This window comes from Janthinobacterium sp. PC23-8, assembly GCF_002250505.1.
Lineage (GTDB): Bacteria > Pseudomonadota > Gammaproteobacteria > Burkholderiales > Burkholderiaceae_D > Janthinobacterium.
On record NZ_NJGY01000004.1, the window covers coordinates 564,815 to 582,469 of the forward strand.

12 protein-coding genes are annotated in these 17,655 nt (G+C 61.2%); 3 read left to right on the plus strand and 9 right to left on the minus strand.

All coding sequences use genetic code 11. The annotated features are described in order from the left end of the window. Positions 1-9 precede the first annotated feature (9 nt). From CD932_RS26065 to CD932_RS26100, 8 genes are all read right to left on the minus strand, one after another. Positions 10-615 (minus strand): membrane integrity-associated transporter subunit PqiC, encoded by a 606-nt coding sequence (locus tag CD932_RS26065; RefSeq protein ID WP_094445766.1) that lies wholly within the window; start codon positions 613-615, stop codon positions 10-12. After that, a complete protein-coding gene (locus tag CD932_RS26070; RefSeq protein WP_094445767.1) occupies positions 612-2,243 on the minus strand; it encodes an intermembrane transport protein PqiB in 1,632 nt (543 codons plus the stop codon). Before CD932_RS26070 ends, CD932_RS26065 begins: the two co-directional genes overlap by 4 nt. Next, positions 2,233-3,531, minus strand: coding sequence for a paraquat-inducible protein A (locus tag CD932_RS26075; protein ID WP_094445768.1), 1,299 nt, complete (start codon positions 3,529-3,531; stop codon positions 2,233-2,235). Before CD932_RS26075 ends, CD932_RS26070 begins: the two co-directional genes overlap by 11 nt. A gap of 86 nt (positions 3,532-3,617) precedes the next feature. Next, positions 3,618-4,961 carry an amidase gene (locus CD932_RS26080; protein ID WP_094445885.1) on the minus strand — a complete coding sequence of 448 codons (1,344 nt, stop codon included), beginning with the start codon at positions 4,959-4,961 and terminating at the stop codon, positions 3,618-3,620. 128 nt (positions 4,962-5,089) lie between these two features. Beyond that, positions 5,090-7,594: a S8 family peptidase gene (locus CD932_RS26085; RefSeq protein WP_094445769.1), complete on the minus strand. Its 2,505-nt coding sequence runs from the start codon at positions 7,592-7,594 to the stop codon at positions 5,090-5,092. Continuing rightward, positions 7,572-8,597, minus strand: coding sequence for an AAA family ATPase (locus CD932_RS26090; RefSeq protein WP_094445770.1), 1,026 nt, complete (start codon positions 8,595-8,597; stop codon positions 7,572-7,574). Before CD932_RS26090 ends, CD932_RS26085 begins: the two co-directional genes overlap by 23 nt. A 265-nt stretch (positions 8,598-8,862) precedes the next feature. Next, positions 8,863-10,098: a M20/M25/M40 family metallo-hydrolase gene (locus tag CD932_RS26095; RefSeq protein WP_094445771.1), complete on the minus strand. Its 1,236-nt coding sequence runs from the start codon at positions 10,096-10,098 to the stop codon at positions 8,863-8,865. Continuing rightward, positions 10,095-11,327, minus strand: coding sequence for a urate hydroxylase PuuD (locus CD932_RS26100; RefSeq protein WP_094445772.1), 1,233 nt, complete (start codon positions 11,325-11,327; stop codon positions 10,095-10,097). Before CD932_RS26100 ends, CD932_RS26095 begins: the two co-directional genes overlap by 4 nt. Positions 11,328-11,470: 143 nt before the next feature. Here CD932_RS26100 and CD932_RS26105 point away from each other — a divergent pair, with 143 nt between their 5' ends. Then, positions 11,471-12,409, plus strand: coding sequence for a LysR family transcriptional regulator (locus CD932_RS26105; protein ID WP_094445773.1), 939 nt, complete (start codon positions 11,471-11,473; stop codon positions 12,407-12,409). An 84-nt stretch (positions 12,410-12,493) separates the two neighbouring features. Further along, the gene (locus tag CD932_RS26110) at positions 12,494-14,248 is read left to right on the plus strand and encodes an allantoate amidohydrolase (RefSeq protein ID WP_094445886.1); all 1,755 of its coding nucleotides are present in this window, start codon (positions 12,494-12,496) and stop codon (positions 14,246-14,248) included. Here CD932_RS26110 and CD932_RS26115 read toward each other — a convergent pair. Continuing rightward, positions 14,245-15,582 carry a tetratricopeptide repeat protein gene (locus CD932_RS26115; RefSeq protein WP_094445774.1) on the minus strand — a complete coding sequence of 446 codons (1,338 nt, stop codon included), beginning with the start codon at positions 15,580-15,582 and terminating at the stop codon, positions 14,245-14,247. The two genes, CD932_RS26110 and CD932_RS26115, sit on opposite strands and share 4 nt — an antisense overlap. Before the next feature lie 244 nt (positions 15,583-15,826). Between CD932_RS26115 and CD932_RS26120 the strand changes: the two genes are divergently transcribed. Beyond that, positions 15,827-17,593, plus strand: coding sequence for a S8 family serine peptidase (locus CD932_RS26120; RefSeq protein WP_094445775.1), 1,767 nt, complete (start codon positions 15,827-15,829; stop codon positions 17,591-17,593). Positions 17,594-17,655 lie beyond the last annotated feature (62 nt).

Below are 17,655 nucleotides of genomic sequence, written 5' to 3' on the forward strand. Positions count from 1 at the left end.
GCGGGCCGCTCAGGCGGCAGGGCAGGCCGCGTCACCGGCGGCAAAGCCGCGCACCACGTTGGCCATCTGCGTTGATATCGCCTGCACGGCGCGGCGGTGGCCCAGCACCATCTCGTCGTAGCCGGCGCCGACCTTTTGATTGGCGACGGTGCGGCAGGTCACCACCTTGTTGCTGGCCAGTTCGCGCACGCTCCAGACGGCGTCGATCAGCGCGTACTGGTCCATCACCGATTCAAACCGCTGCACATTGGTGCTGATGCGGTAGACCGGCAGCTTGTCGGGATACGGCGTGCGGAACACGTCGATGGCGCCCAATTCGCCCGTGACGGCCGTCGACAGGGCCTGGCCGATTTCGCCGGCCAACGGTCCGGCCCAGCGCTGCTGCTCGAGCAGTTCGATGCGGCCCGACGGCGCCGTCACCACGAACTGGTTGCGGCTGACCTGCTGCGGCACGCTGACGGCCAGCATCTCGACATAGTACCGCACCGGCTTGGCGGCTTGCGCCGCCATGCCGCCGGACAGCGTGTAGAAATGCTCGGGCTGGGGCGCGGCACAGCCGGCCAGCAGCAGCGCGGCGGCCAGCGTGGCAGCCAATGCGGAAACGGTCATCTTCATTTTTTCTCATCTCCTTGTTTGCCACGGATCAGCGATTCGGGGTGGCGTTCCAGGTAGTCGGTCAGGGCGTTCAGCGACTGCAGGGTTTGCGTCAGCTGCTGCAAGGCCTGGCGCACGTCGGACTGCAGCGGCGAATCCTTCTGCAGTACCTGTTCGGCCGTGCCAAAGGTATTTTTGGCCGCCGTCAGGGTGCCGCGCATTTCCGGCACCACCTGGCTGTCGAGCTGTTTGAAGAGCGCATTGGCCTGTTTGATGGTGGCGTTCAGGTTGTCGCCGATCTCGCCGAACGGCACCTGGTCGAGTTTGCGGGCGATGCTGGCCACCTGCGTCTGCAATTCGTCGAGCGTGTTCGGCACGGTCGGCACTTCCACCGGATACTTGCTGGTGTCGAGCGCGATCTTTGGCGCTTTCGGGAAGAAGTCGAGCGCGATATACAGCTGGCTGGTCAGCAGGTTGCCGGTGCGCAACTGGGCGCGCAGGCCGCGGCTGACCATGCGCTCGAGCATCTGGTTACTCCTGGACTCTTCCGCATCGGCCACCGCCGTCTGGAAGCGCATGCCCAGGCGCGCCGGATACAGGTTCACCGTGACGGGCATGCGGAAGTTTTTCTTGACCGGGTCGAACTCGATGCCCACCGAGCGCACTTCGCCAAGCACGATGCCGCGGAAGTCCACCGTGGCGCCGGGCTGCAGGCCGCGCAGCGACTGGTCGAAATAGAACACGGTGGTAATGGCTTCGCCATCGGGCTCGCGCATGGCGCTGGCCTCGTCGGCGGCCAGGCGGAAGGCGGTATTGGCCGGCGCCGGCGCGGACGGCTTGCGGCCGTTTTCCGCCTCAAAAGCGATGCCGCCGATCAGCAGCGCCGCCAGCGACTGCGTGTTGAGCTTGAAGCCGTTCGAGTCGAGCCGCACATCGACGCCGCTGGCATGCCACCAGCGCGCTTCCTTGCCGACGAATTGATCATAGGGCGCATTGACGAACACCGTCATCGAAATGCCGTTGCCGTCCTTGTCCAGGCTGAAGCTGACCACCTTGCCCACCCGCAAGCGGTGAAAGAACACGGGCGAACCCACGTCGACGGAACCGAGGCTTTCGGCATGCAGGGTAAACAGTTTGCCCTTCTGGTCGCCATCGACGGCGGGCGGGCTTTCCAGCCCCGTGAAGCTGTCTTTCTTGGCTTCCGACTTGCCGGTGTCGACGCCGATATACGCGCCCGACAGCAAGGTGCCCAGGCCCGTCACGCCACTGGCGCCGATCTGCGGGCGCACCACCCAGAAGCGCGAATCGGCGGTGGCGAAGCGGCGCGCCTCCTTGCTCATTTCGATGCTCACCAGCACGCGGCTCAAGTCGTCGCCGAGCTTGATCGCGCGCACCTGGCCGATCTCCACATCCTTGTACTTGACCTTGGTTTTTCCCGGTTCGAGCCCTTCGGCGCTCTTGAAGCTGACGGTGACCGTCGGCCCCTGGTCGAGGATGGACTTGGCGGCCAGGCCGGCGCCGATCAGCGCGGCCAGCAGCGGAATGAGCCACACCAGCGAGGGCAGCCAGCGGCTGGCCCTGTCCACGTCCGGTTCCGGCAATTGCCGCGTATCGGGCGCACGCACGCCCTCTTCCTTGTCAGACATCATGCTCTCCAGTTGCCAGGTTTGTTACAGCAGGTTCATGTGGTTTGGCGGCGGCGTCGACCGGGTCCCAGATCAGGCGCGGATCGAACTGCATCGAGGCCAGCATGGTCAGCACCACCACCGCGCCAAAGGCCAGCGCGCCCGGGCCGGCCGTGATCACGGCCAGCGCATCGAAGCGCACCAGCGCCACCGTCAGGGTCACCACGAAAATATCGAGCATCGACCAGCGGCCGATGAATTCGACCATGCGGTACAGTTTGGTGCGCTGCACCGGACGCCAGCGCGAACGGCGCTGCGCCGTCAACGCCAGCAGCGCCAGGGTACCCAATTTGAGCATCGGCACGACCACGCTGGCGATAAAGATGATGATGGCCAGGCCTTTTGAACCGCTGGTCCAGAAAAACACCACGCCGCTCATGATGGTGTCGTCTTCGACGCCGAACAGCGAGTGCGTATACATCACGGGCAGCAGGTTGGCGGGGATGTACAGGATGGCCGCAGCGATCAATAGCGCCCAGGTGCGGCCGATGCTGTCCGGGTGGCGCCCATGCAAGGCAGACCCGCAACGCACGCAGTGCGGATGCTTCGCCGTGCCGCCTGGGGGCGCCACCAGGGCGCAACTGTGACAGGGCAGCAGCGCGTCGCCGGGCTCGAAACGCTTGTAGCGGATGCCGGGCAAGGCCTGGCGCGTCAGGTCGTCGCCCGCGTTCCACAGCGCCTTCGGGTCGAACGAGACGACGATGGCCAGCATCATGGTCAGCGCGCCAAAGGCGAACAGGCCCGGACGCGGCACCACGGTGGCCAGACTGGTCATCTTGACGACGGTGATCAGGATGCCGATCATCAGCACCTCCGTCATGCCCCAGGCGCGCGCCGTGCGCACCGCGCGCAGCACCAGGTTGAAACCCGGCACTTTCACGCCCAGGCGCAGGCCCAGCGACACATACAGCAAGGAGCCCAGTTCGATCGCGGGAAACAGCATGGTGAACAAAAATACCATGGTGGCCACCACCTGCATCTGCTCGTGCCACAGCACGCGTATGGCGCCGAGCAAGGTGGCACTGGACGTGAGGCCATTGACGTCGAGTTCGACGATGGGAAAAAACTGGGCGATCAGAAACACCAGGGCCGCGCCCAGGGTCAGCGCCACCACCCGGTTCAGGTCGGCCGAGGTGCCGCGGTAAAGGACCGAGCGGCAACGCACGCAGCGCGCCTTTTCACGCGGGCGCAACGGCCGCTTTCGGTACAGCACGCCGCATTCATGACAGCTGATCAGGTCGTATCGAAGCACAGTGTGTAGTTGGCCGGCACGCCGTGCGCGGTTATTCCATATCAATGCCCGCTATCATATTACAAACAGGCGCCACTTGCGCCTGCTCAAGGCGAAGCGGCATGCAGCAGCGCCTCCACTGCGCGGGCTATCGCAAGAATACGCTCATCCATGCCATGCACGCCGCAGATGGACAGGCCCACCGGCAACTCGCCCCTTGCCTGGCAAGGCAGCGACAAGTCGCAGCCATCGAGGAAATTGATCACGCTGGCATTGCGCAGCACCAGGCCATTGGTGGCAAAGAAGGCCGCATCGTCCGCCTCCAATGGCGCCACTTGCGGCGCCACGATGGCCACGCTGGGCATCAGCCAGGCGTCAAACAAAGCCAGGCGGTCGCTGGCGATGGCGCGCAGGTGCGCACGGGCGTCGAGCAGGTCGAGGTATTCGGCCGCGCCCTGCTGCTGGCCACGGCGGATGCGGGCCGCCACGCGCGGGTCGTACTGCGCGCCCTGCTGTTCCAGCAAGTCCCGGTGCCAGTGCCACGCTTCGGCCGCCACCAGGCCGCCGCCGCTATTGATGGCGGACAGCTGCAGCAACTCGGGAAAATCAAATTGCTCGACCAGCGCGCCGGCCGCGCCGAGCATATCGAGCGTGCGCTCGAATGCCTGCCGCACCTGCGGCTCCAGGTTCGCGCCCACGTAATCGGCGGTGTAGCCGAAGCGCAGGCCCTTGAGCGATGGCGCCGGCGGCGCAGGCGCGTGGCCCGACAGCGCCGCATGCAAAATGGCGCAGCAATCGACGCTGTTGGCGATCGCGCCTGCCGAGTCCAGCGAACGTGACAGCGGCACCGTGCCGGCCAAGGGCACGCTGGCGGCGGTCGGCTTGAAGCCGGTCAGGCCGCAGAAGGCCGACGGGATGCGGATCGAGCCGCCCGTGTCGGTGCCCAGCGCGCCGGCCGCCATGTCAAGCGCCACCGATACGGCGCCGCCCGAAGTGGAGCCACCGGCCACCCGGCTGGCATCGTGCGGATTGCGCGGCGTGCCGTGATGGGGATTCAAACCGAGGCCGGAAAACGCGAACTCGCTCATATTGGTGCGCCCCAGCAGCACGGCGCCGGCCGCACGCAGCCGCGCCACCGCCACCGCGTCGCGGCTGGCCGCTGGCGCATCGGCCAGCACCCGCGATGCCGCGCTGCTGACCTGTCCCCGTACGTCGAACAGATCCTTGATCGAGATCGGCATGCCGGCCAGCGGCGAGGCCACCATGCCGGCCGCGCGCAGCGCGTCGCTGGCGCGCGCCTCTTTCAAGGCCTGTTCGCCATCGAGGCTGACATAGGCATGCCCGCCGTGCGCACGGTGCGCTTCGGCGCGCGCCAGCATATCTTGCGTGAGCGCCACGCTGGTGAGGCGGCCGCTGGCAAGGTCGGCAGCCAGTTGACGGATGGTCTTCATTGTTATCCTTACAAAGGCAGGGGTTTGCACTGCATTGGCGATGTAGCCCTCGACCCAGCCAGCGATGATCATCCAGTCCATATCGAAGGTGACGGGTATTTATCGGCCAGTTCAACTGTGAGCTTTGCCTACGTTTCGATCACCAGTTTCTGCGCGATAGCGGTGTACAAGTCGACCTCTGTTTCTTCTGTAAAAATAGAAACAATCAGACTGTAACGTGCTGGCAGATTGTAGCGTTCCAATGCTGGTCTGGTTCGCCACCATCCAGCCGATGGATAGACGGCCAGGAAGCTGCGGCTGGCAAGTTCCGCAGCAGTACCTTCCCATATATCCTGATGCAAGGAGCCCCTGTGACGATGCCGCTCACCCAAGTGCCAATGAGGATCTGCCGGATTGGTCGGAGCACCCTCATCCTCACGCTGAGCTGCAGCATTGACGCGAGCGACGAAATCATCTGTCGTTGCATCCAGGGGACGTTGAACATCAAAGCGTAAACGATGCGAAGGATAGTGATACTTGGAAGTGCTACCCCTTGCCGACGGATTCGGTTCGATAAAGTATGAGAGCGTAACCCGCATTTGAACCTTCGCCGCCTGCAATGCCTCTAACTCCTCGCGCGGCCAAGGCAGAGCATGCAGATTCATGTCACGACTCGACGGCGCTTGCCCCTTATCCTTTTTAAAAGGGTATAGCTGATCTTCGATTACCAGTGTCAAGGAATTACCTGCGCTCCAAAGTGCCCGTCCCAAGTCTGGCTGTCCCCAGCCGCAATGCCGTATTAAGCGTATAAACGCTGTCTTGGTAGCATCAGCCGGCGGCAAGTACATGGCACGCATCGCCTCTGTCCATTGAGCAGAATGGACAATCAGCGCACGAATTGTTTCTGGACGTAATGCAGGATAAACGGCTGCAATCTGCGCGGCCATCTTCGCACACAAAGCCGAGGCTGCACTAGTTGCATTGAAAGTCGTGAACAAACGGTCTTGAGGTCGATAGTTCGTAGAGAGCAATTGCAAGCTGTTCATGCCAATTGGACCCAAACCATCATTGCCTAGATTACCACCTTCAAGTACGACCTCAGGCTTTAGTGGCCAGCCACTTTCCCAGGCTGCCGAAGTCGACGTATATGGACTAAGCCCGCCACTAGCCGCTACAGCTTGGTAATTGGGATCTTGGGTATCTGTTTTGGTGGAGAACGCGCCAACTGTCAATGCATTCCAAGCTTGCCCTGGATCATGTATGAGGTTAGTGGACAGGCTGGCAGGATAGTTCGCCCAATCCGCAGGATCATCGGTATTACCTGCGGAAAGAACGAACAAACGTGGAAAATATCCGGCACCGTCTGCATCGGCAGCCAGACTGTCGACTTCGGACGACCAAGACGACGGCTTGCCACGATCACGATAATCCGCTGCGGTCACAGCGGAACAGAAGACACGCTTTCGGTGCGGAAAAGCGATTTCCGGACGCGCGACGGCTTCGGCGAATAACTGGGCATGTAGGGTAGGTGGGCCAGCATTGGCCCCACCAGCAGCAATCAGGCGTACCGACTCCAGTCGGTGCGCGACTCCGATCAGCCCTGCGCTGGCAAGCGCATCGGTCAGATCTCCATAAGCAGCAAGACCGGCCATGCCTGTTCCGTGGTTGGCTGTATCATCGGTTCCGCCGGTCGGATCAACCGTATGCATGTCGGCTGGCGCCATCAATGGCAGCAGCAATGGATGACCGCGGTTCACTCCGGAATCAAGCAGACAAATTCGTGGAATGCCTTCATCCTCTTCTGCGAAACCCACTCGTTGCAATAATTCGTCCTGCCATTCGCGCTGTTCAACGACACCCATCTGGTCGAAAAATTCCGCTGTTTCCTTGGCCCGGCGTAGCTCGGCAACACAATTCAAGGTCAACACGCAATCGGCAAACTGGCGCTCTGAACCGAACATCAAAACTACTGTTCTCTCAGGAAATCGCACTTGTTGAGAACCGACCTGACAACCAACAAGTTCTGCAAGTTTACGGAAGTCGGACAGTACAGCGTCACCATTGCCTCTCACCGGTAACCAGACTTCCCACCAGAAGGCTTCGGTGGGATCTTCCGGCAGCAGACTTGAGTCATCGGTCCAGAGCGCCCGTAGTTCAGCTTTGCGTATGGCTTCAATCGTGTTGAGCAATGGTGTGTTATCGCGTGGATTGCCCTTTGCATCCTTCTTTTCCGCCAAATATTCAGCGACATATTTTTCAAAGTGATCAAGCTTGCCATCGGGAACGAAAACATTGGCGTAGGTATGCTCGCCTTCCTGCTTCACGCTCAACAGTTCAATCTTTTTACGGGGATCTTTGCCGCGCTCTTCCGCAAGACTTTGAAAAGCCAATGCCACATTGGGCTGACTGACGAACTGAATTTGAAGGCCAAGGCCACTTTCAAACCCATGCGCCTGCTGCGCTGATGCTGCCTCAACAGCCAAAACTTTCAGCTGCGCCAGTTGCCGTTCCAACATCTTCCCATGCTGCTGACGTGGCAAATCAGGAACAACAGGTTTCTTGCCGCCCTTTGCGGAATGCGCTGTGAAGGCTTTCGAGGTCGAGGTATTTTGCAATAAAAGATGAGGATGCTTATTGCGAGGTGGCACCGGCATTTTTCGACAATTCCCTGTTTGTTATTCTTTTATTGAGTTGACTGCGTTCGAGCAGTGCATTCCCCAATGCCTCCGACTTAACGCGGCTTTCATCGTGCATCAGTGCTTCCTTGATGGCCTCGTCTACCGCACGACGAATTTCCGCGTAGCTCAAGCCCTCGACTTTAGACATCACAGACTTCAATGGAAACGGCTTTGGCAAAAAATGGCCCATACGTGAACGAATCAGGTCTACCGCTTGGTCAGCGGTCGGAAGATGGTATTCAATGACATCGTCGAACCGACGAAATAAAGCATAGTCCAAGATTTCTGGATGGTTAGTGGCGGCTACGATCAAACTATTTGAATGGTCCTGCTCGATCATTTGCAGAAAGCTGTTCAGCACACGCCGTATCTCGCCAACATCATTGCCCAGTCCGCGTTGTGAGCCTATCGCATCAAACTCATCAAAGAAATATACGCCACGAACTTCGGTAATTGCATCGAACACTTGACGTAGCTTGGCTGCGGTCTCTCCCATAAACTTCGTAATCAGTGCGTCCAAACGCACTAGAAATAACGGCAGTCCCAGTTCACCCGCAAGGACTGAAGCTGTCATCGTCTTGCCTGTTCCTGGCGGCCCCACCAACAGCAGTTTGCGACGTGGCGAAAGACCATGTTCGCGAATGCGCGCGAACATGGCTTGTTCCTTCAAAATGCGGCGCAGTTGCTCATGAATTCCTTGAGCCAGTACCATGTCCGCTAAACGGTGCTCTGGATGGCTAACTTGTAATAAGGCCGCGACCTCTCCTCGTGGACGAGCTAAGGTTACGGCGGGAGTTGACACTACACTCAATGTACGTATCTTTGCAGCATCAATTATTTCACGAAGCTCGACTGCCAGTTTCCCATGTCCGACCTTTGCTTCATGAGCCGCGACCTGCATTGCCACGGAAAAAAACTTTCCGTCGTCCCGCTCAATGTGGGATCTCACAAGCGCCTTGAGCTGGTCTGCGCTAGCCATATCGTTACCTTTATACTGCCTGCTGCATTTTGATTATCATACCTGAGCCGAGGATACCATAATGACCAACGCACACTCAGAGCCCATCCCAGTAGACGAATACATCTCCTGCTGGTGCCCCGCAGAAGCGGGGACCGCGTTGCTCATGTTGCATGGCTCGCCATGCCGCCTTGTCCGCGCCCCTGATGAGCTGCAAGCAGAAAACGCTCCCTACTGTGACACGCCATTACAGTGAGTTCGCCCCATTGTATGCCAAAGCCCCCGCCTATTTCGCTGCCAGAAAATCGAGCAAGGTCAGCGCCACGATCTTGCTGGCGCGGCGCAAATCATCGAGCGCCAGCCGTTCGTCGGCCTTTTTCGCATTCGACTCGGGCACGGTGCGCGGGCCGGCGCCATACAGCACGGCCGGAATGCCATGCTCGCCGTACAGGCGCGCATCCGCATACAGCGGCGTGCCCTGGGCGGGAATCGTCTCGCCGAGGATCGCCAGCGCGTTTTTCTGCAAATTGGCGACCAGCTGTTCCGAGCCGGGCAAGGGGCGCAGCGCATGCGACAGCAGCAGGCGGCGGATCTCGATGCGGATGCCGGGCTCGCCCTGCACGGCGTCTTCGATCAGCGCGCGCACCTGCGCTTCGACCGCCACCGGATCTTCCTCGGGAATCATGCGGCGGTCCATCTTCATCGTGACTTTGCCCGGCACCACATTGGTATTGGTGCCGCCGTCGATGCGGCCGACCAGCATGGTGGGCGAATCGATGCCCGGCACTTTGGACTTGATCTTTTTCAGCTCGGGCAGCTGGCCGTAGATGGCGTTCAGGATCTTGCTGGCCGCCTGCAGCGCATCGATGCCCGTCTCCGGCATGGCGCCGTGGCCGGACTTGCCATGCACCGTGATCTCCAGCTGCAAGCAGGCGTTGTGCGCGGTGACGATGTTGTAGCTGAAGCCGGCCGCGATCACGAAATCGGGCTTGGTCAGTTTCTGCTCCAGCAGCCAGCCCGGCCCCAGCAGGCCGCCGAATTCCTCGTCATACGTAAAATGCAGTTCCAGCTGGCCCCGCAAGGGGATGCCCAGCGCTTCGAGTGCGCGGGTGGCGAAGACATAGGTGGCGAAATCGCTTTTCGACACGGCTGCCGCGCGCCCGTACAGGTAGCCGTCGACGACCTGCGCGCCATACGGCGGATAGGTCCAGTTGTCGCCGGGCGGCACCACGTCGCCGTGGGCATTCAGGGCCACGGTGGGTCCGCCGGCTGCGTAGGGGCGGCGCACGATCAGGTTGGTAATGCTTTGCATGCCATAGGCCTCTACCTGCGCGGACGGCACGGCATGCTGCTCGGCGTCCCAGCCATACGCTTCCAGCAGTTGCGCCACTCTGGCCGCATGCGGCGCGTTATTGCCCGGCGGCGTATCGGTCGGTACTTGCACCACCTGTTGCAGAAAAGCGACTTCCTCATCGAAGTGCGCGTCGATCCATGCCGTAATTTGTTGTTCTGGAGTGCTCATTTTGTTCCTTGCAGTGTCTGTTGCAGCCAGGCGCCCAGTTCGGTGCGCTCGGCGTCCGTCATATTGGTCAGGTTACCGATCGGCATGGCCTTCAGTTCGATGGCCTGCTTGTAGATTTGCGCCGCGTGCTGGCGAATTTCCACCTCATTATCCAGCATCATACCGGCAGGCGCGGTGGCAAAGCCAGCTTGCGTGGGTTGGGCGGAATGGCAGGTGGCGCAGCGCTGGGCAATGATGGCCTGCACGGACTTCCATTGCGCGGCCTGGTCGACCACCGGCGCGGCGGCCACCGCCACCGGCGCCTTGGGCGCAATCGCCACTGCCACGGCCAGCAGCAGCGCCAGACCCAGCACCGGATAGCGCCATTCGACGCGGCCCTTGTGGCGCAGATTGAAGAAGTGGCGGATAAACACGCCGGCGGCCATGATCAAAGCCAGCACCAGCCAGGCGTGATCGTTACGGTAGGTCATCGCGTAATGATTGCTGATCATGATGAACAGCACCGGCAAGGTAAAGTAATTGTTATGCACGCTGCGCTGCTTGGCTGTCAAGCCATGCCTGGGGTCAGGCAGCTTGCCGGCCGCCATCGCTTCGACCATCTTGCGCTGGCCAGGAATAATCAGCATCAGCACATTGGCCACCATGATGGTGCCGATCATGGCGCCCACGTGAATGTACGCGGCGCGCCCGCTGAGCATGTGTGTGAGCGCATAGGCAGCGCCCACGATCAGCGCGAACACCACCACGCCGAACCACAGTTCATGTTTGGCCAGCGGTGAGCGGCACAACAGGTCGTACACGGTCCAGCCGATTACCAGGGTGGCGATGCCGATGCCGATCGCCTGGCCGCTGGCGAGGTCCATCACGGCTTTGTCGACCATCATGGCCTGGGCATTGAAGTAATAGGCGATGCTCAAGAGCGCAAAGCCGGACAGCCAGGTCGAATACGCCTCCCATTTGAACCAGTGCAGTTCCTTCGGCAGTTCGGCCGGCGCCACCAGGTATTTTTGCGGATTGTAGAAGCCGCCGCCATGCACGGCCCACAGTTCGCCTGACACGCCCTTCCTGGCCAGTTCGGAACCGGGCGCGGGCGGGCGGATGGAATTGTCGAGCCAGACGAAATAGAAGGAAGCGCCGATCCAGGCGATGCCGGTAATGACGTGCAACCAGCGCACGATCAGGTTCAGCCACTCAAGGCCGTAAGGGATCAGGTAGGCAAACACTTCCATAGTATTCCTTGAATTATTCTTTGAACGACAGCAGCACCAATATTCGTGCCAATTTACACAAGATAGCTGGATTCAGCGCCCGTCACATGAAATATATCGTATATTTGACATATCCAAATCGATATACAACAGAGGCGCCGCCCATGTCCAGCCTGCCGCAACACCTCGATCTGCACCTGATCCGCATCCTGTATCTGCTGCTGGTGGAAAAGAATGTCTCGCGCGTGGCCTTGAAGCTGAACCAGCCGCAGCCGTCGATTTCCGCCTCGCTGCGCAAGCTGCGCGAGCTGACCGGCGACCCTTTGCTGGTGCGCGGCGCGCGCGGCATGGTGCCGACACAGCACGGTGAAAGCCTGCTCAACCCGGCCAAGCGCATTCTCGACCAGACCGAAAGCCTGTTCGTGCGCAAAACGCCGTTCGTGGCGCAGGAAGAGGCGCGCACCTTCCATATCGCCGCGCCCGACTACCTGGACAGCCAGTTCCTGCCCAACGTGGTGGCGCTGCTGCGGCGCGGCTCGCCCAAAAGCCGCGTGGTGCTGCACAGCCTGGGGCCGGGCATCGACCATATCCGGCAGTTGTCCGACGGTGGCCTGGACCTGGTGATCGCCAACTGGGACGAGCCGCCGGCCCACCTGCACATTTCAAAACTGTTCGAAGACCCCATCATCTGCGCCATGCATGCCGAAAACGCCTATGCGCGCCGCACGGCCAGCGACGCGATGACGCTCGACGATTATCTGAGCCTGCCCCATGTGGCGCCCTCGCCCATGATGCCCGGCTACCACGGCGTGATCGACTCGTTTCTGGAGCGGCAAAACCTGCAGCGCAATGTGGTGGTGGAATCGGCCTACTTCGGCCTGATCCCCTACATGCTGACCCAGACCGACCTGGTGCTGACCACCGGGCGCCAGTTCATGCGCTTCTATGAAAAGACCCTGCCGCTGAAAACCTATACGGTGCCGCTGAAATTTCCGCCGATGCGCTTCTACCAGTTGTGGCACCAGCGCGTGCACCAGGCGCCCGAACACAAATGGCTACGCGACCAGGTCAGCGCGGCGGCCAAATTGCTGGTGCAGCGATGACACTGCGATAAACATTATCAACCACCGCATATGGCGCCCGCTGCGCCCGCGCGCTATCATTACCGCTTCCATGATTGGATCTCCATGACCTCACTTTCCGACCTGAACGCCAGCAGCACCGAACAGTTTGTAGAACAGCTGCACGGCATCTATGAACACTCGCCCTGGATCGCCCGGCGCGCCGCAGCAGCACGGCCGTTTGCCAGCCTGACGGCGCTCAAGCGCGAACTGCAGCGGGTGCTGGACGAGGCCTCGCCCGAAGAACAGCTGGGCCTGATCCGTGCCCACCCGGAGCTGGCCGGCAAGGCGGCGATTGCCGGCCAGCTGACGGCCGAGTCCACGCGCGAGCAGGCCACATCGGGCCTGCACCTGTGCAGCGCCGAACAATTCGCCTCCCTGCAGCGGCTGAACCACGACTACAAGGCCAAGTTCGGCTTCCCGTTTATCCTGGCCGTGAAAGGGCCAACCGGCGAAGGCCTGACGCGCCAGGACATCATCGCCACGTTTGCGCGGCGCCTGAAAAACCGCCGCGCCGACGAGCTGATCGAGTCGCTGCGCCAGATCAAACGCATCGCCGAGCTGCGCCTGAACGAACTGTTGGACGTGCGCCTGGCTTTTGGTCCGGCCATCATGCGCCACTGCGAAACCATGGCCGAGCACAGCGACAGCAGCGACAACCTGACCTGCGCCTACATGACGCCGGCCCACCGGCAGACGGCCGCGCAACTGGCCGACTGGATGCGCCAGGCGGGCATGCAGGTCACCATCGACGCGGTCGGCAATGTGGTGGGACGTTATGAGTCTAGCGTGCCGGGGGCGAAAACCCTGATGACCGGTTCGCACTATGACACCGTGCGCAATGGCGGCAAATACGATGGGCGCCTGGGCATCGTGCTGCCAATTGCCGTGGTGCGCCATCTGCATGAACAGGGCGAACGGCTGCCCTTCCACTTTGAAATCGTCGGCTTTGCCGAAGAAGAAGGGGTGCGCTTCAAGAGCACGTTTTTAGGCAGCACGGCTGTGACGGGCAATTTCGACCTGTCGCTGCTCGAGCAGCGTGACGCCGATGGCGTGAGCATGCGCGAGGCGCTGGCTGCGGCCGGCCATGACGCCAGCACGATAGTGTCCATCGCACGCGACCCGCACAATCTGCTCGGCTACGTGGAGGTGCATATCGAACAGGGCCCGGTGCTGTTGGAACGCGATTTGCCGCTGGGCGTGGTGACGGCGATCGCCGGCAGCTCGCGCTACCTGGTCAGATTGAGCGGCACGGCCAGCCATGCGGGCACCACGCCGATGACCATGCGCCGTGACGCGGCCAGCGCCGCCGCCGAAATCATTTTGCTGGTCGAGCAGCGCTGCGGCCAGGGCGAGGCGCTGGTCGGCACCGTCGGCCAGTTAAACGTGCCCAATGGCTCCGTCAACGTGATCGCCGGCGCCTGCCACTTGTCGCTCGATATCCGCGCCGCCAGCGACAGCGTGCGTCAAAGCGCCGTCGACGACATCCTCGCCGGCATCACCGCCATCTGCGCGCGGCGCCAGATCGACGTCGAACTCGAACTGCTGCTGTCGGCCCGCGCGGCGCCGTGTGCGCCATGGCTGATGGCGCAGCTTGAGTCAGCCGTGAGCGCCGTCGATGTTGTGCCTTGCAGCCTGCTGTCCGGCGCCGGCCACGACGCCATGGCCATGGCCGCCATCACCGACGTGGCCATGCTGTTTACGCGCTGCGGCAATGGCGGCATCAGCCACAATCCGCTGGAAACCATGACGGCCGACGACGCCGATATTGCGGCGCAGGCGCTGCTGCATTTCTTGCGCAATTTCCAGCCGAAAAGCTAACCGTGTAGCTGGCGCCAGTGCGCCAGTTCCGCCGCAACGTGCGTGATCAACGGCGCCCAGCCACCGATCGAAGGCTGGCGAAACAGGCGCATGGACGGATACCACGCAGTATCGCAGCGTCCCGCCAGCCAGCGCCAGTCGGCGCGATAGTCGGGCAGCAGCAGCCAGCACTGCTTGCCCAAGGCGCCAGCCAGGTGGGCCACGGCCGTATCGACGCTGATCACCAGGTCCAGGTTGGCGATCACAGCGGCGGTATCGGAAAAATCACGCAAGGCAGCTACCGGATGGAGCATGTCCAGAAAATCCGAGCGGTCCTCCTGGCCTGCTCCTTTTTGCAGGCTGATCAGGGCCAGTCCCTGCAGCGCACCGAGCGGCGCCAGCGTATCGAGTGACGGCAGCGAACGGTCGGCATCGTTTTCGAAGGCCGGGTTACCCTTCCAGGCCAGGCCGACTTTCATGCCATTGGAAGGCAAGCGTGTCTTCCATCGCGCTGCCAGCGCAGGGTCGGCGGCCAGGTAGGGAACAGGCGCGGGAATGGTGTGAAGGCGCGTGCCACACAGGCCAGGCAAACTAAGCAATGGAACCCAGAAATCCCAGCGCGCGCCAGGGATGGCTTCTGCGGAAGAAAACACCTGGTCGACGCCGGGCAAGCTCGTCAACAACGTTTTCAATGCGGGATGGCAGACCAGCGCCACATACGCGCCAGCCTGCTTCAACACGCTGCAATAGCGGCAGAACTGGATCATGTCACCCTGCCCTGCTTCCAGGCAGACGACAATCGCACGGCCGGACAAGGGCTCGCCGGACCAGCGCGGACAGTTAAAAAACGCGCCGAAGATATCGGGCAATGCACGTCCCTCCAGCATCTGCCAGCCTTCCTCCAGACGGCCCTGGCGCAGCAGCAGATACGCGAGGTTGAAGCGCGCCTTGCCATGCAGCGGATCGCGCTCCAGCGCCGCGCGATAGCATTGTTCGGCCTGTGTTTCGCGCTGCAGGCAAGCAAGCAGCACGCCCAGGTTCGACCATGCGCCGGCCTCGTCCGGCTGTGCTTGCAGCGCGCGCCGGCACAAGGCTTCCGCTTCGACAAATTGTTTGGATTTAAGCAGCAGCATGGCCAGGTTCTGCATGATCTGCACGCTGTCATGGCGCAGCGCCAGCGCCTGGCGGTAACTGTCTGCAGCTGCGGCCCACATGCCCGCCTGCTCCTGCGCATAGCCGAGATTGGCCAGTATTTCGACCTTATCGGGAGCCAATGCATGGGCGTGCAAAAAACAGCGCACGGCGGCGACAGCGTCGCCTTTGTTCAAGTGGTCATTGCCCTCGGCAAACAACATTGCATGCTGGCCTGGGGCGGAGCGGGGGAAGTGCTGCTGCATGGCATAGTCCGACAAAAATCAGCGCCAAGCATAGCATTGTCTGCCTGTCCAGCACGGTAACCACATCGATACGACATTCGGTTTCAATCTAGATCTGGCGCAAAGACCTGCAGAAGACCGCGCCCATACTTTACGTCCCTATCACCGACATTCCTGTTGTTGCACGTAGAACATATCACCAGGAATTCAACAGGAGACAAACATGAACCATGAAAAAATAGCCCCCGGTTTGATGGTGGCGATGGAAAATTTTCAGTCACAAGGAGAAACCGGACTGATGCCGCAAATGCAGACCATGGGTCTGGTGCCTTCGGTCGGCACCAGCAAACCCATGCGCACGGTCGTGTTTCTCGACTGCGACCCGAACGCCAGCCTCGATCACCTGGCGCAGCACGACATCCGCATCAACCAGTCCGAAGGTCGTTTTCGTACCGCGATCCTGCCATTCGCCAGCCTCGACGCGTTATCGCAGGACGCAGCCATCAAGCGCATACTGCCGAGCCGCTACCTGCAACCCAAATTGGATGTCGCAGGGGAAATGACACATGTAACGCAATGGCGCGGCGAGGCACAGACAGGAGGGAAGAATGTCATTGTCGGCATTATCGACACCGGCATCGACGCCAGCCATGAGGCATTCAAGGGACGCATCCTGCGTATCTGGGACCAGCAGTTGCGCGGCGATGGCGTCAAGGAAGGCGGGTACGGCGCCGAGCTGACGCCCGGCCTGTTCAGCATCTCGCGCGACGATCATGGCCATGGTACCCATGTCGCCGGCATCGCCGGCGGAGCCGATGCGATGTTTTGCGGCGTTGCGCCCGAGGCGGAATTCATTATCGTCAAAACGAGTTTCATGAACGCCCATATTGCCGATGCCGTGCGCTATATCTTCCGCATCGCCAGCGAGCTCAATCGTCCAGCCGTCATCAACCTGAGCCTGGGCGGACATTTCGACGCCCATGATGGCAGCGATCCGCTGTCACGCATCATCGATGAGCAATCCGGTCCGGGCCGACTCGTTTGCTGTGCCGCCGGCAATGAAGGCACCGACGATATCCATGCCACGGCCGTTGTCGCGGCACTGGCGACACAGGAAATACGCTTTCGCGTCCCCGCGACGATTCGCAATATCACGCTGAACGGCTGGTACGATGGCGACGCCGGCATCGAGATCGCACTGGTCTCCCCGCTGGGCGTCAGTACGCCATTCCAGGCAGTCATCCGCCAGGGCAATAACGCAAAATCGTACCAGTTGCCCGACGCGGCCGTCACCGTCGCCTCCCCGCCGCCAAATCTTGCCAATGGCGATCATCAGTTCGTGGTCGACCTGCAGGGCCAGCGGCAAGCCGATGTGAACAGCGGCGTATGGAAACTGCTGCTGCGTAACGTGGCGAAAAAGCCAGCCACGATCCACGCCTGGATAATGGACGACAGCCAGGCTGCGAGCGTCATTTTCACGGGCGCGGCAGTCAGCGACTCCATGAAGATCGGCTCACCCGGCGCCGCTGCCTCGGCCATCACTGTCGCTGCCTATACCTCACGCGCGCAATGGAATGACATCGACATGCAGCATCAGGACGTCGGTTTCGCGCCAGATACCATTTCCGAATTCAGCAGCGAGGGGCCATTGCGCAACATGCAGGCAAAACCCGATGTCACCGCCCCCGGCGCCATGATCGTGTCTTGCCTGTCGAAGGACAGTCCGGCCAGGCGACGCGATATCTTCCGCGAACATTTCCGTGTCATGGCGGGGACCAGCATGGCCACACCGTTCATCACAGGCCTGATGGCATTGCTGCTGCAACAGGATGCCGAACTCGATCCCGCGCATGCCAAGGATATCTTGCGCAAGATCAGCAGTATTCCAGGCCAGTCCGGCACCACGTTTGACAACAAATGGGGCGGCGGACTGATCGACGCGGCTAAACTACCCTTTGTACTGGGTAGTAAACAGGAGAACGCCGGCTGACGCTGATTTCATCCTGCTGCTTGGCAATCTGCCTTATGGTTCGGAATCCATTTTCGGGAGCT